Here is a 23,731-nt window from a genome sequence, read left to right on the forward strand (position 1 = left end):
TAATTTAATGTTTTAGCTCGCTGAGCTTGATTGTGTACGCCTCCACTTTTTCGTTGTCAATACTCCATATTTCGTATCGCAGCGTTGGATCAGATGATGTTGTATTGAAGATAAGCTTCCCAAACGAACATTTTTCACGGTAGCACAATATTCTTTCAGGGTCGTCCATACAATCATGCGTGTGTGTATTTATCAGTTTCGAACTTTCCATTTCATATAATGGGTAACCGTTTTCGCGCTCAATTTTCCATAAGTCGCTGCGGTGTCGGTCGGCAGACAGAAGCACAACGCCTTCAATTTTATTTTCAGCCAGGAAATCGAAAATCTCCTTGCGTTCTTTTTTATATCCACGCCAGGTATCGAATCGCCCGGCCATACCTGCTTTAGCACCATATGCCCAAGGAACGCTGGAAACAATTACCTTAAATGTCCCTTTCGATGCCAGTAGTTTTTCCTTTAACCATTTTAATTGAACAGGACCCAACATTTGCGGATCTTTGATATTTCCATCTGCACTAGAAGGTTCACGATAGTAACGGCAGTCCAACATGAAGAAATCGATATCGGCCATTTGAAAATCGTACCATATACCGGGATTTTTATCACCACCTCCATAATAGGGATTGGCAAACTGATTTCGGAAAACTTCAAAAACCGGACGTTTCCATTTCGGTGAATCAATTTCCTTTCCACCAAACTCATCGTTATCGCCAAAATCGTGGTCATCCCAAATTGAAAGGATTGGTGTCCCCGATGAAAAATCACGAAACTCGGGTTTACTTTGCCTTCGAAAATAACAGTACCTTTGAATTTCAGCGTTCTCCGGATAGTCGATATAAACATTGTCGCCCAATAACAGCATTGCATTTAAATTATGCAATTTCAATGTATTCCACATGTACGAGTGCCAGGGAATGTAAGCGGCACCACCACCAAAAGCTACGGTAGTTTCGCCGGGCTGCCCTTCCACAGCTTGTGTTGTAAATTCGTAAACTTTATCTTGAATTTTACCATCAATCTTTACTTTGTAGAAATAGGTAGTTTTTGCCATGAGGCCTTTAGCATCAAGTTTTGCAGTATACTCTGAATCTCCACTTGTTTGTACTTCAGCAGTCAAAATCTCATTGTCGAAACTTCTATTCTCGCTTAAAACAATTTGGGCTTTTGATGTATGAGATGTACGCAACCAAATTTTTGCAGTGCTTGAAGTAGTATGCCCAATCATTGGACCATGAACGATTGTTGTCCCATTCTTTTTAATAAATTTCTTGAACTGGGGTAACTTATTTAAAGAAACAAGCATTTCGTGAGGACCTTGGTAGCGGTCGATACTTAAGCCCCAATTTAGCGACTTATGCACGTTTGCCATGGCCGAGTCGGCATTTCCCATTCGGGCAAAGGCCAATGCTTTCACAAAACAAGCCTCTGCATCAATTCCTTGTTTGTTGGCATGTTCAATGGCAGCTTTGGGATTTCCATTGGCAATCTCAATTAAATACTTAGTTACACCAGTTTTACGATTATACCAGGACTTGGCATTATCAGTATAGCGTAATTCAGGTTTGTTTTCCGGCCTATCTGCTTGACAAAAAGTAAAAAGAAATGCTACCAATACCAATAAAGCTATGTCTTTCAAATTATTATTTATTTCGTTTGTATTCGATGTAATTCTCATTGAATTTTAATATTTAGGTTCTGTGTTTGTTTTTCTGAATGAGAATATGCGGAAACGGTGACCGCTAAAATCAAAAAAAAAGCTTTGAGGTTCATTTCGTTTTAATAAAAAATCTATTTAAGTCATTATTATAAATGTTTTTCCGGAAAGCCCTTTCTTTTTGAAATTTCAAAGTTGCCCGCATTATACTTACTTAACAACCGTAAGTGTTACCGTCTTTAAATCTTCTGTTCTCGAAGAAGCGCCAACAGAAACCGTGAATGTTCCAGGTTCTACAACCTTGTTCATGTCCTGTGTTAAAACTGCGAGATTCTCCGAATTTAATTCAAACTCCACCTTTTGGGTTTCACCTGGTTTTAGGCTAATACGCTTAAATCCCTTCAGCATTTTTAAGTAACGGCCCACGGAGGCATAATCGTCGCGTATATACATTTGCACCACTTCATCGCCAGGCCGCATTCCGGTATTTGTAACATCCACTGACACCGTAGTGGCACCACCTGCTTGTATGACCGATTTCGCTAATACGGGATTTCCATACTCAAAAGTGGTATAACTTAAACCATACCCAAATGGGAACAATGGAGATTTATCGCTGTATTTATAACGACCTTTGCCATGACCCACAAAATCGGGACGCTCCAAATAAGTGACAGGTACTTGTCCAACGGATCGAGGAAATGAAACGGTTAATTTTCCTCCCGGGTTAACATCTCCAAAAATGACATTTGCGACGGCATCACCAGAGCGCATACCTAAATACCACGTTTCAAGAACTGAAGGTATGTTCTCAGCAATGTAGTTAATACTTAAAGGACGACCATTAATAAGCACTACAATAATGGGCTTACCCGTTTTATGGATAGCCTCAACCAATTCATTTTGAACACCTGTTAAATCAAGATCGTCACGGTCTTCGCCTTCTCCACATGTTCTGCGGGAACCTCCAACGACAAGTATTACAGCATCGGATTTTTTTGCTGCTGCTATGGCTTGTGAAAAACCTGCTCTGGATTCTCCTTGTAAGTCACATCCCTGGGCATAATTTATTTTTACTTTTCCATCTACTTTTTTAGTTAATCCATCTAAAACAGAGACATAATAAGGGGGTAGGCCGGAATATCCACCTAATAATGAATAGGTGCCACTTTTAGGTTTAAGTTGATGTGCATTGGGGCCAATAACCGCTAACGACTTAAGCCTTGCCATATCGAGGGGTAACAAATCATCCTCATTTTTTAATAATACGATGGCTTTTTCTGCCATTTCCTGAGCAAAGTCCTGATGCTCAGTCCGACTAACAACGGTGTCAGTTTTAAATTCATTGCCCGAAGAAGCAAACAAACCCAACTTGTATTTTGCTGTTAAAATGCGTGATACAGAGCGATCAATATATTTAATCAAGTCAGGGTTTTGTTCCAAGGTATCTTTTAAGATGGAAGAACGATAGGAGGAAAGCGCAAGGGATTTATCCAGCACCAAATCCATATCCACACCAGCTTTAAGTCCAAGAATGGCTGCTTTTGTTCTGGTCTCAGGAATAAAATGCATCGTTTCAAGTCTTCCCACATCGTTATTGTCAGAAACAATAAAACCATCAAAGCCAAGCTCCTTTCGCAATATATCATTAAGCAACCAGGAATTCATATGACAAGGTACACCATTAAAATCCTGGTGTCCGGGCATTATACTACCAATTTGGGCTTCTTTTACCGCTGCCTCAAATGGCGGAAGGTACACTTCGCGTAAACGGCGCTCCGACATATCGCTAAAACCTGCGTTTATACCACGTCGGTTTTCGGGGTAACCAACAAAATGCTTTGCCGTTGCCATAATATGGTTTTCGTCAAATTGTTCCTCTCCCATACCTTGCATTCCCTGTATAAAAGCAACCCCCATGCGTGCCACCAAATAGGGGTCTTCTCCGAAAGATTCTTCGACTCTTCCGTAGCGAGGGTCGCCTGATATGACATCCAGATTAGGCGAATAGCAGTGTGTAATATTTAGAGCGCGGGCTTCCAATGCCGTTTGTGAAGCCATTTTTTTTATTAATTCCGGATCCCAGGTAGACCCATTGGCAATTGCCTGTGGGTAAACCGTAACGCCATTAAACCATAAACCATGTAATGCTTCGCCAAATTTCATAAAAGGAATACCTAACCTTTTGTTTGCCGGCACATCTTGTGTCATCTGTGCAATCTTCTCATCCAGCGTCATCTGATCTATAAGAGATTCAACTTTTCCTGTAATGTCAGCAACTGTTGGGTCTTTCGTCTCCGTTTGCTCTGGTTGACATCCCCCCAAAAATACAATCGCCAAAATAAAAATCAGTTGTGGTTTTATATTCATTTTTTTTATTTTGTTTGTTCTCAATAAGGGATATAAACTGCCATTTTTAATTTTTTTTTACCTCAAGAATTCTCCCCTGTGTATTCTAAAACTGTGCTTTTTCCAATTCTTATGTGCAGCGAACACTTTGTTTTCCCTTTAGATTCTCATGCTCGCGCCAAACCCAAACAAACTTCAAATTAAGCCAGTTGGGGCTGTCTGTAAAACCCAACTTCTGCCCCGATGAATAGTGACAGGTGTTTCGCTTGGATTTGAACTCTCTAGCTCAAACGCTCTATTTTCTGACCAATCACTAGTTGGTAAGACCAAATCGATATTCCTCACCTCTGCGGTCAACAGGAGTAACACTGGTTTCAGGCTGTGCCTGATCGGCTGGCCAGAATAGAACCCAGTCACCGGGAGCTGTTTTGATGGTATAAACTCCTTGCTCGTTCCTCACTTTAACACCTTTAGAGTTAATCCATTTCGCATTTCCCAATTGTGTTTGCACTTCTACAGTTCCTCCCGCTTCTGCCTTTACAAGTACCCATTTTGTTTTTCCCTGCTCGCGGCGGGCACTAACCAGAAAACCACCTTCGCCGCGTAGTTGGTGAAACTGAGCATCCGGCCATTCTGTTGGCACTGCCGGGAAAATGCGCAGTTTTCCGCCCCAACTTTGCAGCAGCATTTCCTGCATCGCGGTGGCACCGTGTAGTGGCGTTTCCATCACAGGCAGGTGATCAATTTCGTAATAACAGGTATTTGGCTGCAAAAACGACTTCAGTCCATTAAGGAATCCAAAGGCCCGTTCGCCGTCGCCAAGCAGAGAGGCCATACACGAACCACCCGTAAAGGAATAGCCCATTGCCCGCCCGAAACTGTGCCAGTGGGTCAGGCTACGATCAATTAGTTCGCGGTCTGCCGACGATTCCGGAGTAAGGGTTCGCAAAGGATAAATAGCCATCAGGTGCGACCAGTGGCGATGACGCCCGGTCAGCTCAACGTCGCGGCCAATCATTCGTCCGCTCTCCTCATCGATGTGCACCGGCACGAGTTTTGCCTGAATTTCTTTCCAGACAGGAATCAGTGGCTCGTCTTTCTGCGACAGCTTCATTTCTTTTGCCAGTTCAAGCAAGCGACCTACGCCCCAGCCCAGCAAGTCTATATCGTAGGTACAATCAGCGGCTATCCGGTATTCGGGACTGAAGGTTTCGGGCAAGCTCAATTGGCCATCTTCATTTTCCACCAGAAAATGTCGGTAGTAATTCACTGCGCGTGTGAGGAGCGGATAGAGCACATTGTCGCGCAAATCCGTATCCTGCCAATAGCGGTATTCCAGATCGATGTTGTGGATACCCCACAACAGGTTCCCGGTTTCACGGCCTATTTTTGCATCGAGGGGTTCGCGGCCTCCCGGCTGGCCCGCGTCACCCAGGAGATCCCATCCCGAAGTTGAACGGCCGAGGGCATAGGAATCGGTGCGGTAGGGTTCTGCAACATTTTGTGCAAGGTTATCGCGATTGATGTCAAGTCGATGACTCATAGCCGACACCATACTTCGTCGATTGGCCGTGTATCCCCCACTATGCGAAAGTTGCACATTCAGGTTCCACCACAGGGCAGGCCACGCAGTAAGTTGCAACCATGGCCCCTGATTGTCGATGATCCACCCTTTGTCGCGCGTGGCGCAGGCGAGTTTGTATTGCTGGATCCAATAGAAGGAGTCCCAGTAGCTATCGCCGGTGGAGATAAAACTTTGCGGATAATAGTCGTGCCACCAGGTGCGGTGCTCTTGCACCCATTCCGACTGGTCTGCCCGGGCGGCATTTCGCACGGCTGCAACAGCTTGATTTACGGCGTCCTTGTTCGGGAAGCTATGCTTGACGCTGAGCCAGAGAAGGGTTTTTCCGCCCACTGTTTTCTGTATCCAGGCGACGGCGGTCTGTCCTCCAGCATGGAGGTTGTGGACAGCTGTATGCACCCCGTCGTTGAGCGTGGCGAGCACGGGCGAAGGGTTTGCGGGGACGCGCTTTTCGTCAACCGGCTTTTTCAACGTCAGGGCACGCACCGCGCGGGGATTGCGCGCCTCCTCAGCCACATATACCAGCTTAGCCCCTTTGAGAGTGCCCTGGGCCAACAGCTCGAAACGCATGACGGGTTCGGTGGCGTGCACCAGTGTTGCCCAATCAAGCGTACCTCCTTTGGTGTTGAGCGTACCTGTTGCTTCGGCATCCCACAGCGAAAGGCGCGACTGGGCCATGGTGACATCTTCAGGGAGCTTTAGCTGCAGGTGGCCAATAAAATGCCGGCCGCAATTGAGCACGGTAGGATTTTTATCTGAATAATCGTCCTTTTCAACCGGGCGATGATCGTGAGCCGCAGAACACCCAACATCCCATCGCAGAGTTTGCTCATCGAGCTTGTACATTAGCGTGCCTTGTTCCCCATTGCCAAGAAAAGGTGCATTAAACCAATTGTCTGGCAAGCTATCCCACAGCATATCATGATGGGCCATGAAGGAGGACCAGTGCACCTTATCGACCACCGGATCGGTAGCCCGCAGACTATTTGTAAGAAATAGTGTAAGTAATATTACAACTGCTCTTTTTGTCATTTTTCAATATTCATTTACTCTCCATAAAAAACATCATCCCAATCATCGGTACGGAAAGGTAATGCAGGCAAACCTTGTAGGTTAAATAAAGTGGCGTTGGCATTGTTAGCCCAGTTGTACCGCACGGCCACCGGACGTTGCACTTTTGCTGAATTTAAGATAATTTTGTTGCCTTCTTGCTTCGCTCTTGCGGGGTAAAATATTTTGTTCTCTCCGGCCACATAAAACGAATAAATACCACCAATGGCAAATCCTGAAGAATACAACTCCGAACCCGGCGTTTCAAATTCCAGCACCATTTTTTCACCTTCAGCCTTATAAGAACTTAAAGCCGGCCCCTGATAAACCACATCGGTTTTTCCGTAGGTTTGATTTAAAGCCACTAAACTCAAACGGCGTCCAACTTCTCTTTTTTGTGGTGGATGAATGTCGTAAACAGCGCCAATGTCTTGCGTAGCTGCCACTCCGGTATTTTTCAGTTTTAACGCTTCGCATTGAGCTTCTACAATTTGTGGCTGGCCATATTTATCGTCGTAAGCCCGAGGGGCTATTTGTACAAAATAGAAAGGAAAATCGCCAATGCCCCATTTTTCGCGCCAGCTGTTAATCATATTCGGAAAATGCGTTTTGTAATCCTTCCAGTTGGGCACATTGGATTCGCCCTGGTACCAAATGGCTCCTTTTATACAATAATTGATTAAAGGAGAAATCATTCCGTTGTACAAAACTGCCTTGTGTACATGTTTACGTCGGTGGTAAGACAGGCTAACCGGATATTTCGGATATATATTTATAATACCTTCTTTGTAATATTTTACTGCCTGAAAGTAATACGCACTATCCGCTTCAGCACTCTTTTCGAATTTATTTATCAAATCGAGTGTTTTTTCCGTATAAAATTCCTCAGGAGTCCATGGTTCAACAGGTGTTCCGCCCCAGGCTGATTGAATCAATCCAACCGGAGTATTCAAATTTTCATGAAGCTCCTTTCCATAAAAAAATCCAACGGCAGAAAACTTAAGCGCAGTTTCTGTAGTACATTCCACCCATTCACCTTCTATATCCTCAACCGGAGTTTGTGTGGGAACTTTAGGAACATTAAACATGCGAATTTTGTTGTAATTGGCTTTTTGTGCTTCTTCGTAGAACCCCACAATTGGTTTCTGCCCGGCGCGGAAGCCCAGCGCCCGCTCCATATTCGACTGCCCCGAACATAACCAAACCTCACCAAACAGAATATTGTTGATGGTTTCTTGCGATGAACCGGTAACTTTGATGGTTCCAGTTTTTCCGGCTTTGGGTGTAGTAATTTTTACCAGCCATTTACCTTCTTCGCTCGTTTCTGTTTTAACTGCTTTTGCCCACGAGGGTTTTACCGTAACTGTTTGTCCGGGATTATCCCATCCCCAGATTTTCACCTCGGCCGATTGCTGCAAACACATATTATCGGATAATATTGCAGGAAGTTTGGTTTGGGCGAATAAAGTTTGTGCTCCTAAAAAGAAGACAAGACACAGTAGCGTGTTTTTTATTAAACGTTTCATTTTATATTTTTTAGTCATTCGTATCCACTAAAATTGAAAAAGATTCGGTGCTGTACTAAGAAAAATAACGTTATTCATTTAAAAAGGTGCACGATTGTGCATTTCTCTTATAGATTGGTTTGACTTGAATGTTTTATTTTTCCGTGAATTGTTTTTGTTGCCAGGGAATTGTGCGGTTGAATATTTTGGCATATTTCTGATAGTTATTATAAGGTACCGCTTGTTGTTTCCATTTCAACAATTCCATATCGTATTTTGCACGCATTACCTTTAGCTGCTCTACATATTTTTCGTCGTTTGCAAGATTTTTCATCTCCATGGGATCAGAAGCCAGATTGTAAAGTTCCTCACATGGTTCCATTTCCGAATTTCCATACCACCAATAGGTATATTTCAAATCTTTTGTAATACAGGTAAGGCTTTGTATTGGTGCAGAGCCCCATACATTAATAAAAGCAAGTTGTTCATGAATATCGTGTTTCGGATTTTCCAACAACGGAACAAGGCTTGCGCCATCCATGTTTTTGGGTATTTGCACCCCAGCTAAATCAAGTATGGTTGGTGCAAAATCGATGTTTCCGGTAAGTGCGGCACACCGTATTTTTTTGCCTGCACTCTTGCTTCGTGGGTCGTAAATCATTAAAGGTGCCCGTGACGACTCTTCCATGGGAAGTACTTTTGATGCGTAGCCATGAGCACCACAAATATACCCGTTGTCACTGGTGAAAATGATTATCGTATTATCGGCAATTCCCTGTTCTTCCAACTCATCCATTATCATCCCAACGGCTACGTCTACAGCATAAATTAGTTGGTAGTATTTTGCCATAACGCCATCATAATCAGTGGAATATTTCCATTCATGGAACCTTTTGTACTGACGTCCCTGCTTGCTTTGCTCGGACATGTGTTCTCCCGCTTCGCGCCCAAAATTTGCTGGCTTGGTGAAGGATTTCCCTTCATAAATATGGTCAAATTTTGGATCGGGCGACACTGGGCGGTGAGGAGCTTTGAAACTAATGGATAAACAAAATGGTTTATCCTTTTTCACGGCTTCTCGAATCACATCCTGTCCAAAAGCGCCATAGGACAACGTAGAATGAGGAAAGTCTTTGGCGTATTTCGCCATGGAACTATTTTTCCTTGTTTCATAGTAAGTTTGTCCTGGACCACCACCCCATATCTCAAATTCCTTTTCACATAACCCCAGCCCATCCACTTCGAAACCAAATTTTCCGGCAAATGCCGTGAAGTATCCGGCCTCCCGCAAAAGCACCGGGTATGATTTTTTCCAGACTTCGGGTTTCATATTTCCATGAGAGAAATTAGTGCCCGTTTTGTATTCGTACATACCTGTCATTACCGTAGCCCGACTTGCCATGCAAATGGCAGTGGTATTGTAATGCTTTGTGAAAATCATACCCGCTTCCCCAATTTTATCCATATTTGGCGTTTCCACCTCATTATTTCCATAACATCCAACTGAAGATATGTTTTGGTCATCTGTCATTAGATAAATGATGTTAGGTTTTTGCCCTTTACTTTCAAAAACAACAAAAATAAAAATGGCGAATAAAACGGTTATTTGTTTCATGATTTTAATACTTAAAGTAAAAAGCCGCTGTCCATCCTGGGTGCGCATATTTTTCCGCTTGGCTCAATTTTACCCGATTGATTTATACCCCTTGTTGAATAAAATACCTCTTAAAATTAGTACATGCTACTTTATTTGAATTAAAGCCACGGCTTTGTCCAATCCTTCCGATTTGGCAGTAACCGTTACTTTACCCGCGTTTTTGCCGGCTTTCACAATCAGCAGGCACTTTCCGTTAAACGCCGTAATTTCATTTCCAACAAAACTTGCCTGGTTCAGAGGATCGCCATTGTCGATTCCAAGTATTGTAGCATCGCCTTCAATATTAAAAGAAATTTTGTTGGAAGCATCCGGTACAAACCGGTTCTGTACGTCCACAACATTAACTTCCAAATGCACAACATCGGTACGGTTTGCTTTTATAGTAGAATTGTCGACCAGCATTTCAATTTTTGCCGGTTTGCCGGCGGTTTCAATTTCCATTTCGCAGGATATTTCTCCGTTGCTTTTCCCTTTTGCCATCAAGATACCCGGCTGATAAGGAACCAGCCAAACCAAATCCATGTTGTCGCCCATTTCTTTTTCCCCCAGTGATTTACCATTCAAAAACAACTCAACACTTTCGCAGTTCGAATAGGCCACTACCGGAATTTCTACACCTTCTTTACCTTCCCAGTTCCAATGCGGAAAAATATGCACCATGGGTTCTTCAGTCCACTGACTTTTGTAGAAATAGTAGGTATCTTTTGGGAAACCGCACATGTCGATAATCCCAAAATTCCACAATTTTGCAGGCCAGCCAAACATGGTTTCGCCCAAATAATCGAAACCGGTCCAACGGAATTCGCCGGCCATATAATCGAAATCGCGGGTGCGGCGCCACGAATCGCGTGCACCAATACGCACCATAGCGTTATCGTACGACGAACTGTAATATTTTGGATGATCGGGAAAAACTTCCTCTTCGGTTAAATTCGGCACTTTCATAATTCCGCCTAAAGGATTTTGTCCACGGTACCACGATTGTGTGCGATAAATGCCTCGTGTCTGAAATGAGTGTGGTACTTCAGTGGCGATAAATTTTCTTTCGGGATATGTCTCATGATCTTTTTCGTACATAAAGCATGATCCGCCGCCGCCATTGTAACCAGTAATATCGAGCGCGCTGGCAAAGCCACTTTCGTTGGCCAGGTGCATGTGGGTAATTCCACAAGTAACCGGCCGCGTTGGATCATTCTCGCGAACGACGTCGATTAATTTGTTTAAACGCTCCACGCCTACTTCGAAACAAGCATCAGGTATTTCGTTTCCAACACTCCATATAATTACCGAAGGGTGGTTGCGGTCGCGTTTGATCAGTTCGGTTAAATCCTTTTCAGCCCACTCGTTAAATAACAAATGATAACCGTATTTTACTTTACCACGCGGAGGTTTAACTCCTCCAAATGGCCACGATTCCAACCACTCGTCAAAGGCCTCATCCATGACCATAAACCCCATGCTGTCGCACATATTTAAAAGCTCGTCGCAGGGTGGGTTATGGGCAGTACGGATGGCATTGCATCCCATTTCTTTTAAAATTTCAAGACGACGATGTAACACTCGATCATTAATGGCAGCCCCCAATGCTCCCAGATCGCTGTGGTTGTTCACGCCCTGAAACTTCATGCTTTTGCCATTTAGGGTAAAGCCATTGTCGGCTGAAAATGTAAATTCTCGGATACCAATGTTGGTTTCAACTTCGTCAACTATTTTATTTTTTTGACTGATTACAGTTTTCAATTTGTACAAGTTGGGTTGGTCGGGTGACCATAGTTCAGGTATCGCAACCGTAAGATTCTGAACAATTTCCTGAGAACCATCCTGTTCAAGATTAGCATCTGTTTCAAATTCGGCAACTAACTCTCCAGCCGGAGAATACAATTGATTTTGCAAACTAATAGATCGATCTGCATCATTATCGTTTATAATAGAAGTACTTACTTCAATTGCAGCCGAACCATCGTCTTTAATTTCGGTAGTGGCAAAAACACCGTGACGGGCAATGTGCAACTTATTTGTGGCAACTAGCCAAACATGGCGGTAAATGCCCGAACCTGTGTACCATCGCGCATTGGGTTGTTTCGAGTTATCGACACGAACTGCAAGTACATTCTCGCCATCGAAATTCAGATAGGGTGTTAAATCGTAATTAAAACTGATGTAACCGAAGGGACGTTTTCCCAAATAGTTCCCATTGATCCAAACTTCGCTGTTCATATAAACACCGCCAAATTCGATGCTTACCTTCGAGCCTTTGGAAATACCATCCAGGCTCAAAGCTTTTCTATACCATCCAATTCCGCCTGATGCAAATCCTCCGGATTTACCTGTAGGATTATCTTTTGAAAATGTATCGGAAATACTCCAGTCGTGCGGTACGTCAATTTTCTCCCATTTACTGTCGTCGAATGATTGTTCTTTGGCTTCAGGAAAATCGCCTTTTGAAAAAGTCCAGTCGAAATCGATTTTAACTTTTTGACGAGGAATCTCCGGTTTATTTTGAACACAACTGGAACACATAACTAATATTATCAGAAATACCAGTCCTTTGCAAAGGTTTTTAAGCATCATTTGTATTATTTATTAGATTATTCTATTCGGTTTATATAAACAAAGTTGGCTCCCCACGATTTTTTATTTTCGTCGGAAGAATCAGACTCAAAAAAGGTAGATAGGTCATATTGCCCTGTTTTCAGCTCTACCTCAAAAGTAACTTTTTCTTGCTCAGTATCTGTTATCTTCGAAAATACACTTTCGCCAATTTTTAACACCGTTTTATTTGCAGCAATAGTTTTCGGGTGCTCGCGTGGGAAACTCCGTAATTCGAAATGGTAAAGCCCATCGTTAGCAATGGTAACCGGCCAAACACCATTATTTCGTTTTGAAGGAATTTGCCCTTGCGTATGTGGATTATTTCCTTTGTACCAATCCATGGCATTGAGACGTATCTCGGGTGCATTTTTAGCTCCAATAATATGTCGAGCCAAGATTGGCTCTGTGGGAAGGCTTTCCCAAAATTCGTTGTAAATAGCATTAAGGGAATCTACAACTTGTGGGTGTTTTGCCGAAACATCCTCTAACTGATAAGGATCTTCAATAGCATTAAACAATAATTTACCATCAAGTAAGCGCCATTCTCTGGTTTTAACCGAGGCGTTTTTATATTTTTTTCGCTTTCTGTTTCTAGGGCATTGCACAATAACTGTACGGTCATCATCCCATTCTTTGGTGTCTGTCAACAATGGTTTTAAACTTCGCCCATCCATATTAGCAGGAACTTCGAGTCCGCATACATCGATAATTGTGGGTGGAATATCTACAATTCCGGCGAGTGCCATTGATTTATAAGCCTGTTTTTGTTTCTTAGGGAATTGCATCATACAAAATACCTTGTGGCGAAAGTCGAGCACATCATCGGGCAATCCGTGGTTGTTTACTGCCGGTGGGTTGGGTAAACCCCGATAACGCATTCCCTGATCCGTGGCAATAATTACCAGCGTATTTTCCGTTAACTCCAGCGAATCGAGTTCGGAAAGTAACATCCCCACATTATCGTCAATATTTTCAATCATTGAATAAAGGGCCATCTCTTTATCAGTTCCCTCAATTCCACGTTTTTTAAGTTCTTTCAATTTTTCGGGGTGAGCTTGCCAGGGGCCATGGGTTGCCGGGGTCGACACAAAACAAAAGAAAGGGTTATTTTGATTCTCTTTTATGAAATGCTGAGCTTCATGAAAGAGAACATCGGAAGAAAAACCTAAGGAAGAAACAAATTTCCCGTTGTGGTTGTAGCTTGCATCGATGTGGGTATTTCCATAATAATCAGGAAATTGGCCAATACCTCCACCATCATGAATAAAAGATTCGTCGAATCCGCGATAAATTGGATTAAACGGATATTCGTTACCCAAATGCCACTTGCCAAATACACCACAGGTATAGCCAGCATCTTTTAATAAATCGGAAATTAATATTTCGGTAGTAGGAAGTATTGAAACGCCTCCAATGGTGTTGTGAATTCCATACCGCAAGGAATAACGACCGGTAAGAAGCTCTGCCCGGCTGGGCGAACAATAAGGTGTTGCATAAAAATTATCGAACACCACACCTTGTTTTGCAACTTTATCAATGTTCGGGGTTTTTACAATCTCGTGCCTATTGCAGCTCAATTCGTAATAACTTTGGTTATCGGTAAGTATTAATAAGATATTGGGCTCTTGCTTGCCGTTATTAACATCCGAACAACTATATAGCGCCAAATGAATAACAAGCAGCAATCCTATTCTTGAGATTGTTTTATAGTTGTAATAACTTGTTAATCCTTCATGATCCTTTACCATCATCATTTTTTCATTATTGTTTGAACCAAAACAACACCATTTGCCCCTCTTGAACCATACTCCGCTGCACCGGCATCTTTTAATATATTGATGGTGGCAATTTCTGACGGGATCAGATTTGAGAAAAAAACTTGATCAACAATTACTCCGTCAACAACCAGCAAGGCAGCGTGGCTACCCAGAAAAGATGAAGTTCCGCGAATTATTATATCGCTCCCATTTATCTCCACTCCCGGAAATCGTCCTTTTATAAGCTCGTATATGCTAGTATACTGTGTAAAGTCCAGTTCGTTTGTGTTTAAACTGGAAACTGCGTATAATTTATCTTTATCTTTAACATGTCCGCAACTAACCGCCATTTCCCGGTTTTCGTGTCCCGGTTTTAGCTTCAAGTTCACATCTATGAATTTTATGGTATCTGTTATTTTAGCATGTTGGTTTGAAAAACCGTGAGCAGTAACTTTAATTTTATCTTTTTGTTGAATCGATACGGAAAAAAAACCCGAAGAATCCGTTTTAACTATTTGCTTTGTGCTTTTAACCAGAATGCTCGCCCCTATTAAAGGGATACTGTCGAAGGTGGTTACTTTACCCTGAAGCATTCTTTCCCTGGCAACCAGTAACTGAGATGTATAAAGAATGAAAATAAAGCAAATAAGCACTTTTTTCATGATTATTATATTTTTATCATACGCAGATCCTAGAGAAAGAAAGAAACGCAGAAACAGCCATTTACACCCTGACCTTCAGTCGGCTACCTACCCTTTTGAAGGATAAAAAGTACATTGCAGTGATAACTATGTTTTCAAAAAAGATAAAGGAGGAACGTGCGTCAACACGCTCCTCCTTCTTCTTTTTATATTTACACTATTACTAATTATAGCCCGGATTTTGTTCAAGTACTGCTTCCGAGTTATTTTCTATTTCGTCAGCGGGAATCGGGTAGAGGTTATGGTATTCTTCAACCCCATTAGTGGCATAAGTTCCATTATACATTGGATTGTATTTTTTAACCCTTTCAGCCAGCTTTTTGGTTCGCATAAGGGTTACCGTACGGAATTCTTCGTAAGCCAATTCCCTCACCCTTTCATCGAGTATGTAATCAATATCAACATCCGCTTCATCCACCGGAGTTGCCTGAGCCCTGCCTCTAATCACGTTGATGTCGGCTGCCGCATTTGTTTTATCGCCTTTGCCAAGATAAGCTTCCGCCCGCAATAAGTAGGTTTCGGCGAGTCGCATGAAGTAGTGATCTCTGAATGTTTGGGGGCCGCTATTGATCACGGTACCTCTTTCTTTATCGATGTAATATTCATCGGGTAGATTATTTACAGGGGTAATTTTAACCATAATGGCCGACCAACCCCGATTGTATGCTCTGGCCGTACTTTGGTCGATGGCATCGTCGGCAACGATATACTTCCCGTAATAAGCAGAGGCAGGATTTGTTGCCTTAATATCGCGATAAATGTTATATTCTGAATTCCGCATATCTGCCGGGTCATCCCATACCTCGTTAATTAAAAAGTTGTTTGGTGCAAACCAGCCAATGCCTCTACCTCCGTAGGCGGCCATAGGTTTGTCAAATAAAGGTATTCCATCTTTGCCTTGTAACGTGGTGTAATGAGGATTTCCGAATTGTGGATAGTTGCTGCTTCGGCCTCCACCTGTCACATCGTATTCGTATTGGCATACCCAAATTGCTTCCTTGTTTACACTGGACTTCCGGTTTTGATTTCCAATCCTGAATAAATCCCAATATACATCGCCAGGTTCTGATTGACGCGTTCCAAATCGTTCGGTCATCAGTTCGTAATTTGGATCGTCAATGACTGCGGTGGCTGCTGCAATAGCATTGTCCCACTGTTCCCCAGTAATATAGAGTTCGGCCAAAAGATGGTTGGCAGCTCCTTTTGAAACCCTTCCATCTTCAGCTTCATCCGGGTCAGGTAGATTTTCAGCTGCAAATTTTACATCGCTGATGGCCTGAGCCAATACTTCTGCGCGTGTGGCCCGCACAAAGTCACGCTTTGGTTCCTTAATCTCTTCCAAAACCAGGGGCACTCCGCCAAACATGATTCCTAATAGGCGATAGCAATTACCTCTAATGAACATCGCTTCTGCCTTTAACTGATTGCGTTGTTCTTCTGATTCGAACTCGGTGTTTTCCCCATCAATACGTGAAAGAATTACATTGGAGTAATAAATAATCTGGTAATACCAGCGCCAGAAGTTACGCGTGCTTCCATTGCTGGGCGTTATTTTATCAATGTAAGAGTTCAATGCATTTGTAGGCGCAATTGCGTTATAAGCAATGTCGGAAGTGTATTGAAAGATATACATTCCCCCCAGGTTGGACATTATTGTGCGGTCCTGCATTTGATCATACAGGGTTGCCACCGCGGCGTTAAACTGATCGGCGGTTACATAGGAGTTGCCAATACTGTAGAAATCTAATACTTCTTCTTCTAACCATTCATCTTCGTTACACGAAAAGAAAATGAAGGTTGCTAGAAAAACGGTTGTTATATATTTTAATATTTTCATGGTCGTAAATTTTTAAAATTCAACATTTACACCTAACGTATAATTTGCCATAACAGGTGTTCCAACGGTAAATCCCTGGCCGGATTCAGGATCCCAGCCTCTCCAATCTGTGATGGTCAACAGGTTTTTGCCACTCATGAACACTTTTAAGCTGTTGATATCCCATTTGTTGATGACTGATTTTGGGAAAGTATAAGATAAAGAGACATCCTGAAGGCGAATAAAATTACGTTGCATAACCGGGTCAGGGTCATAGGCCGCAACGGCATCAGGTCTGCGGAATCGGGCATTAGGATTTTCAGGCATCCAGTAATCCCATCCGCCTGCAATCATATTTGCTTTATCGTAGCGCTCGAGAACAGTATTATTACCTAAAGGAAGCACATCTCTGGCGTAGTAATAATCTTTTCCTCCCTGAATAGTGTTAACGAAGGCATACAAGCTAAACCTTTTGTATTTGAGCGTATTGGCAAAACCCATTCTGTAGCTAGGATCGGTATATCCTAAAATTTTCCGGTCATAGGCAGACGAGATAACTCCATCCGGTTCACCGTCAGGTCCGCTCAGGTCAGAGAGTTTGTAGGTACCCGGTAAAAATCCATCGGGTATCACACCGGCTTCTTCATCGGCCAGTTGCCACATGCCTTCAATTTCGTAGTCGTAAATAACGCTAGTTGGTTTACCGATAAAAAGGCCGCTTTGAACCAGATCATCTTCAATCCCATCCCCGTCATTGTCTTCACCAAGAATAGATACAATTTCGTTTCTTACCCTGGAGAAGGTAACCGTTGTACTCCATGTGAAATCACCACGTCTAATAACATCTCCCGTTAGGGTAAACTCAATACCGTGGTTGTCAACAGCCCCTATATTTTTCATGATGCTGCCAAAACCGGTCAATCGGGGTAAGGAAATAGAATACAACCCGCCTTCCGTTGAGTTTTTGTAATACTCGATGTTACCGTGTATCCTTGAATTTAAGACCGCAAAATCTAACCCCAGGTTTAGTCCGGTGGTGGTTTCCCAACCTAATGCATCGTTAGGAAGGCTGGTAGGATATTGGCCTATGGTGGCTGGCACTCCGTCACCAAAGGTAATGACCGGTGAAGCCGATACTTTGGCAAGGGTTTGATAGCGGCTTACTCCACGGTTACCTGTGCTACCATACGAAGCTCTTAGTTTCAAATAGTCGAGCCAGTCTTCTGTTTTTTCTTTCACAAAACTTTCTTCCGAGGCCACCCAGCCAACGGCTACAGAGGGGAAGGTGGCAATTTTATCGTTCGCACCAAAACCAGAGAAACCATCTCTCCTATAAGTACCGGTAAGTAAGTACCTGTTTTTATAATTGTACGATACGCGTGCCATGGAATACAAACTTTGCTCCTGCCATGCACCGGTATTCAGCCCTCTTAATTCGGCTTCGCCTTGCTCCAGTGAGTTGTAGCCCAATAAATCGTTGGTAAACTTTTGTGCACTTGTATTTGTAGATGAACCTTCGCGTTTTTCAACACCATAAACCAAAGTTGCGTTTACGTTGTGTACATTATTAAATGTTTTTTTGTAAGTTAAGATATTATCTACAGTATAGTCGTAGCCAATTGAAGAATTTTTATATCCGTATCCGGTGTATGTAGCTCCCCACGGATTAAAGTTATCGTGGTTGGTTGTACGGTAATTCTGCGAGAAATTAACCCTGTAATTTAAACCTTTTATCGGAAGATTAATATCAGCGTGGATATTTGCAAAAAGGTTCAAACGTTTGTCAGAATCATCTTGCTGAATGGTTAATAGCGGGCTAAACCAAACTCCTGCCAGGTCACGCAAAGGCTCTCCATCCTCATCATAGTAAGGGATCCATGGTTGCATTTGAAATGCCACACCCGAGTTAGGCGCCACACCCGAATAATCACTCGAGGTAAGGAAAGTTTCCATTCCCACATTCATCCAGCTATTAATTTTTGCATCCAGGTTAATTCTATAATTGTACTTGGTATATTCGTCGTTGGCCATGTAGCCTTCCACATCAGTTACACCACCGGAGAAAAAATAGCCGAAGTTTTTTGTTTTTCCACGAACACTTATATTATGGGTATTAATAAAACCGTTTCCGGTTAAATCATCCCACATACTGTTGTCCACGCCATTTCTAAATCCTTCTTTCATTTCATTGGTTGATAAAATGTCTTCGGGCGACCAATCCGGATTTCTCTCTACATAATCAGGTCCAATACGCGAGCCATTTGCCCAATAAGCATCCCAGAGAAAATCTGTAATTTCAGCTGCTCCCATGGGCTCCAGTTTATTTGAGGGTACCTGCAGGGTGTAACTTCCCGAATAGTTGATGATGGGTTTTCCCGAGTCATCTCCTTTTTTAGTGGTAATAAGCATAACACCATTTGATGCCTGCGAACCATAAATGGCGGCTGAACTGGCATCCTTCAAAATATCAACAGATTCAATATCCGCGGTATTTAAGTCGATCAGGCTTCCCCGGTAAATAATTCCATCAACTACAATTAATGGAGCATTGGCAGCTGAACCGCTTGAAAGCGAATTTTGTCCACGAACAGAAATAGATGGGTTTTCACCCGCTGCATCTACGGCACCAATATTCAGACCTGGTACAGTTCCCTGCATCGACTGGATGACAGAGACATTTGGGAGTTCACTTAATTCTTCAATATTTACATTAACTACGGCGCCTGTTAAGTCGCTTTTTTTCATAACACCATAACCAATGGCTACAACCTCTTCCAAACCAATGGCATCAACCGCCAAGGTAACATTGATTGAACTTTGTCCCTCCACCTTTATTTCCTGTGTTTTCATTCCGATAAATGAGAAAACCAACACTTGACCAGAGCCGGCTAAAATGGAGAATTCACCATCGATATTGGTAACGGTACCTGTTGAAGTACCTTTTATTAACACTGATACACCGGGTATGGATTCACCCCGTGAATCAATTACTTTACCGGTTACACGAGATTGCCCAGACTGTGCGGCTTGATAAATATCGCTTGGCGAAATAATGATCTGCCGGTCAATAATCGAAAACTCAACATCCTGCCCCTCAAAAATCAAGTTAAGAATATCTGTAATTTTTTCATCTTCTACATCCACATCCACTTTTTTATCCACATCAATCAGATTATTATTGTAGAGGAAGAAGAACTCACTGTTGTTTTCTATTTCAACCAACACTTCCTTAATGGAGGTATTGTTAAAATTTAACGATAGTTTCGTGTTTTGCGAGTAGGAGTTAGAAGCATAAACTCCGAAAGAGCTAAAACAGATGATTAACACTGTCAGTTTCATAATTAATAACATTCTGGATGGTAAAACCAAAGAAATGATTTTCCACCAATTTAAAAACTTTTTCATAAATTTGTGGGGTATTAAGTGAATACTAAAATTACTTCCTGAATTAGCAGTTCAGGTGAAAAAAGCAACAGGAGGGTGCGCCAACACTTTCCTGTTTTTTATTGGATTTTTTTTACGTCATAGGAATTATTTTTTTATTGATAAAGTTGCTTTTCGGGGGCTAAATGAATTATCTTCCTGCTTTTGCGCAGACACTATCTTATAGCTCATGGGCGACGATAAACTCAACAAATTCAGGACCTGCTCCAGGGTCTCATCGGTAAAGGTTGCCGTGAAGCTGTAATCCTGCAAGGCCTGGTCTTGTATTTCAATTTTAACATTGTACCATTTCTCTAACCTTTGAACCACATCATTGATATGGTCGTCATAAAATACAATATAACCATCTTTCCATGAAGTGTACTTTTTTAGGTTCGAGTTTGACGAATGAAAGAGTTTGTTTTTCTCCGAATCGTACTCAACAATATCGTTTGGCTTCATTGTCATCAATTCTTTTGGCCCGCTACTGTATTCATTAACCAAAGCTACCTTCCCTTCTTCCAGGGCCACTGTCATTGTGTTATACTCCTTGTAAGCTGATACATTAAACGAAGTCCCGTATACTTTTACGCCCAGTTTCGGAGTCTTCACTATAAATGGTTTGGCATCATTCTTAGCAACGTCAAAATAACCTTCCCCGTTTAACTCTACCTTCCGTTCATCCAGGTTAGCAAACGAAGTTGGAAAACGAAGTGTGCTCCCTGAGTTGAGCCAAACTGTCGTACCATCGGCAAGTTGCAATTTGGTGTGCGTACCAAATGCAGGCTTAACTTCCTGCATAACCACCTCTTCGGAATCAATTTCGAGTACACAGTAGTTGTATAAAAAAGAAAATGAAAGCGACAGCAATAAAATTGCCGCAGCCTGACGTAAATAGGTCTGCCAACGTTTTTGCGGGCTTAGTTTGGCTATTCGTTTTTTTGTCTCGGTTAAAGAAGATTCAACATCGATTGAGTCAGATAATACCAACTTTTGCGACTTCTCCCACAATAAAGCATAAGCCTTAAATTCCTTCTCGTTTTCTTTCGATTCTGAAATCCAATGGTTAAGCAGCTCTTGCTCTTCCGCATTTAATGTCCCTGCCAGGGATTTCGTTATAATATTTTCCAATTGATGATTGTTCACGTGTTTGTATCAAATTTTAATAATATGACTTTACACTTAGGACGAACCATAAGGGTCCTTACCCTATATGGAAATATAAAAAAAAGTTAAAACAATTAGAAAATTGTGCAGGAAAGAAGAATGGCTAAATAAGAGAGATGCTCTTTTAGCTCGATTCGCAATGTTTTTAGAGCCCGGCTAACCAATGCCTCGACAGCCTTTACCGAAATACTCATTTTTTCGGCAATCTCTTTATAGGTAAGATTTTCAAAACGACTGTATTCAAAAGCCATTCGGCTCCTTTCGGGGAGTACAGACAAAACAACAATCAGTTTTTCTTCAAATTCCCGCTCAAAAATATAATCCTCGGAGTTCGTTTCCGCTCTTTCTTTTTCAGCTTTCCTATGAAGATTCTCTAAAGACTTGTTCTTTCGCAAATAGTCGACACATTGGTTGCGCACCATAAAGGACAAATATGCCGGAAGATTTTTTATGCTGCACGCATTTTCACGGTTTACCCATAATTTCACAAAACAGTCCTGAACAAGACTCTGGGCTTTGTCTAAATCATTAACATACAAATTGGCCTGTGCACAAAGCCCTTTAAAATATTTCCGAAAAATATAATCAAAAGCTCCATCATGCCCGTTCTGTAACTCAAGCAAAAGAAAATCATGTGTATCATTTTTTTCGTTGTTCATATGATGTAATCGAGGCTTTAGAATAAGGAATAGACACAAATATCTATATTCATATTACAAATCAAAACAATATTAGGCAATAAATAGCCATATTGTAAACTTTTTTATTTAAACCCTCAATCTGCATTAAAAAATCCCTGCCTGATAAAGCTGGCAGGGGTTTTCTAATATAATCAAGGTGAAACCGAAACTTGCTCGTATAACAATCCTTATCTCACTTTTTTATAGGTGACAAAATAATATTTCTAACCCTAAACCAACCGTTATTAAGGTCGCCATTACATTCATCCGTTAATAATTCAATTAAGTGCTCGGCCTTTTCCTTATGTTCTGATATCAGGTTATTCTCTTCGCGATAATCGTTAGGCAGATAATACAACTGAAATATATCTTCAGAAATAAAGTACCTGATTTTCCAACCATCTGAGGTTACCAGTGCTGGGCCCAAAAAAGAAGAATAAACCACATGATTATGCTTCTTGCCTTCCTGTCCCAACAATTCCGGCAAATAAGAAACTCCATCTTTTTCAACCGGTATATCATAGTTCACCAAATCAGCCATCGTTGAGAGAAAATCGTAATTGGCAACCAATACATTGGATGTAATACCTTTTTTAATTTTACCGGGCCAACGTGCAATTAAAGGCACACGGACCCCTCCTTCCCAATTACTGCGTTTTATCCCCGCCATGCCATCATTCCCATCAAAAACATCGCCACCCAGCTCGCTGTAATATTTGGTTTCTATGTCGTCGAAAAACTCCCCGGTGGACATGTTCCTAACCGGTTTTAATATTCTTCCCTCTTGGCTATAATATATCTCATGGCCATTATCCGATGAAAAGATCACCAATGTTTTTTTATCAATTCCCAACTTTTTTAATTCGTCCATTAATATACCCACATGCTCGTCCAGCATTTTCACCATCGACGCATATTCTTTTTCAATCTGAGTAAGCCTGTCGTCATTTACAAATTCGTCGTATACTTTCGGGGTAGCAACAGGTCCATGAGGCAGTTGCGTAGGGTGATACAGAAAAAAGGGTTTGTCCTTGTTTTCACGGATAAAACCCAGCATTTTTTCGAGGAACAAGTTTTGGGAATACACTGCTTTCCCTTCCATATTCCATCTTTGATTAAAAGCTTTTTCTGTCTCTTTTTCATTTGTTCTACCACAATGAATATCGGTGTTGCCTTCAATATTTACCAATTCTCCATTTTCAAAAAGAAATGGAGGGTAGAAGCCGTGACACCGCACATGGTCGAGGTATCCGTAATAATAATCCCAGCCATGGCGTTTCATCTGTTTATGGGTAGCCGAGAACCCCCATTCCAGTTTTCCTACCTGACCGGTTGTGTAACCCGCTTTTTTAAAAACTTCGCCAAGAAATATTTCATTTTCCGGAATCTGGCCTTGTTGCTGGTTTAGTTTTGATTCTATCTCCTGGGGAGTCATCACACCTGTTGAGATTTTTTTGTAGGCCCCACCGGCACTAATTTTCCATTTATCGCCATGGCAATCATGGTATCCGGTCAGCAGGCTTGCCCTGGCAGGGGCACAAAACATACAACCATAAGCATTTTCAAATCGCATCCCTTCGTCGGCCAAGCGGTCGATGTTGGGAGTTTTGATAATTTTCTGCCCTTCGCCTGACAGTAACCCGCGTCCCAAATCGTCGGCGTAAATAAAAATGACATTCGGTCGTTCATTATTCATGCTGTCATCATTCTCTTTGGATTTATCAGAACTTTGCGAAGCGCAACCAAAGAGTCCAACAACAATTATCAGGAATGTAAACAATCTACAACTAATCATAAC

13 protein-coding genes are annotated in these 23,731 nt (G+C 42.1%); all 13 read right to left on the bottom strand.

What is annotated here, in order from left to right; genetic code table 11:
* Window positions 1-4 precede the first annotated feature (4 nt).
* Entirely contained in the window at window positions 5-1,675 is a 1,671-nt protein-coding gene (locus ACT29I_RS09285; protein WP_444793259.1) for an alkaline phosphatase D family protein, read from the bottom strand.
* Between the two features lie 189 nt (window positions 1,676-1,864).
* The gene (locus ACT29I_RS09290) at window positions 1,865-4,024 is read right to left on the bottom strand and encodes a glycoside hydrolase family 3 N-terminal domain-containing protein (RefSeq protein ID WP_444793260.1); all 2,160 of its coding nucleotides are present in this window, start codon (window positions 4,022-4,024) and stop codon (window positions 1,865-1,867) included.
* A gap of 292 nt (window positions 4,025-4,316) precedes the next feature.
* Complete coding sequence (locus ACT29I_RS09295; RefSeq protein ID WP_444793261.1) at window positions 4,317-6,617, bottom strand: glycosyl hydrolase family 95 catalytic domain-containing protein; 2,301 nt, start codon at window positions 6,615-6,617, stop codon at window positions 4,317-4,319.
* Window positions 6,618-6,631: 14 nt separating this feature from the next.
* Window positions 6,632-8,161 (bottom strand): sialate O-acetylesterase, encoded by a 1,530-nt coding sequence (locus ACT29I_RS09300; protein WP_444793262.1) that lies wholly within the window; start codon window positions 8,159-8,161, stop codon window positions 6,632-6,634.
* 133 nt (window positions 8,162-8,294) lie between these two features.
* Window positions 8,295-9,755, bottom strand: coding sequence for a sulfatase family protein (locus ACT29I_RS09305; protein ID WP_444793263.1), 1,461 nt, complete (start codon window positions 9,753-9,755; stop codon window positions 8,295-8,297).
* A 126-nt stretch (window positions 9,756-9,881) separates the two neighbouring features.
* Window positions 9,882-12,368, bottom strand: coding sequence for a glycoside hydrolase family 2 TIM barrel-domain containing protein (locus ACT29I_RS09310; RefSeq protein WP_430932151.1), 2,487 nt, complete (start codon window positions 12,366-12,368; stop codon window positions 9,882-9,884).
* A 17-nt stretch (window positions 12,369-12,385) separates the two neighbouring features.
* Window positions 12,386-14,143, bottom strand: a complete 1,758-nt coding sequence (locus ACT29I_RS09315; RefSeq protein ID WP_444793264.1) for a sulfatase-like hydrolase/transferase — start codon at window positions 14,141-14,143, stop codon at window positions 12,386-12,388.
* Window positions 14,140-14,808: a TonB-dependent receptor plug domain-containing protein gene (locus ACT29I_RS09320; RefSeq protein ID WP_430932149.1), complete on the bottom strand. Its 669-nt coding sequence runs from the start codon at window positions 14,806-14,808 to the stop codon at window positions 14,140-14,142. The genes ACT29I_RS09315 and ACT29I_RS09320 overlap by 4 nt, the downstream gene beginning before the upstream one ends.
* 202 nt (window positions 14,809-15,010) lie before the next feature.
* Window positions 15,011-16,684 carry a RagB/SusD family nutrient uptake outer membrane protein gene (locus ACT29I_RS09325; protein ID WP_430932148.1) on the bottom strand — a complete coding sequence of 558 codons (1,674 nt, stop codon included), beginning with the start codon at window positions 16,682-16,684 and terminating at the stop codon, window positions 15,011-15,013.
* Window positions 16,685-16,696: 12 nt separating this feature from the next.
* Entirely contained in the window at window positions 16,697-20,068 is a 3,372-nt protein-coding gene (locus tag ACT29I_RS09330) for a SusC/RagA family TonB-linked outer membrane protein (protein WP_444793265.1), read from the bottom strand.
* 126 nt (window positions 20,069-20,194) lie between these two features.
* Window positions 20,195-21,232 carry a FecR family protein gene (locus ACT29I_RS09335; RefSeq protein ID WP_444793266.1) on the bottom strand — a complete coding sequence of 346 codons (1,038 nt, stop codon included), beginning with the start codon at window positions 21,230-21,232 and terminating at the stop codon, window positions 20,195-20,197.
* Between the two features lie 95 nt (window positions 21,233-21,327).
* Window positions 21,328-21,912, bottom strand: coding sequence for an RNA polymerase sigma-70 factor (locus ACT29I_RS09340; protein WP_430932145.1), 585 nt, complete (start codon window positions 21,910-21,912; stop codon window positions 21,328-21,330).
* 214 nt (window positions 21,913-22,126) lie between these two features.
* Window positions 22,127-23,728: an arylsulfatase gene (locus tag ACT29I_RS09345; RefSeq protein WP_430932144.1), complete on the bottom strand. Its 1,602-nt coding sequence runs from the start codon at window positions 23,726-23,728 to the stop codon at window positions 22,127-22,129.
* Window positions 23,729-23,731: the final 3 nt, after the last annotated feature.

Source organism: Saccharicrinis sp. GN24d3, assembly GCF_052400645.1.
In the GTDB taxonomy this organism is placed as follows: domain Bacteria; phylum Bacteroidota; class Bacteroidia; order Bacteroidales; family Marinilabiliaceae; genus Saccharicrinis.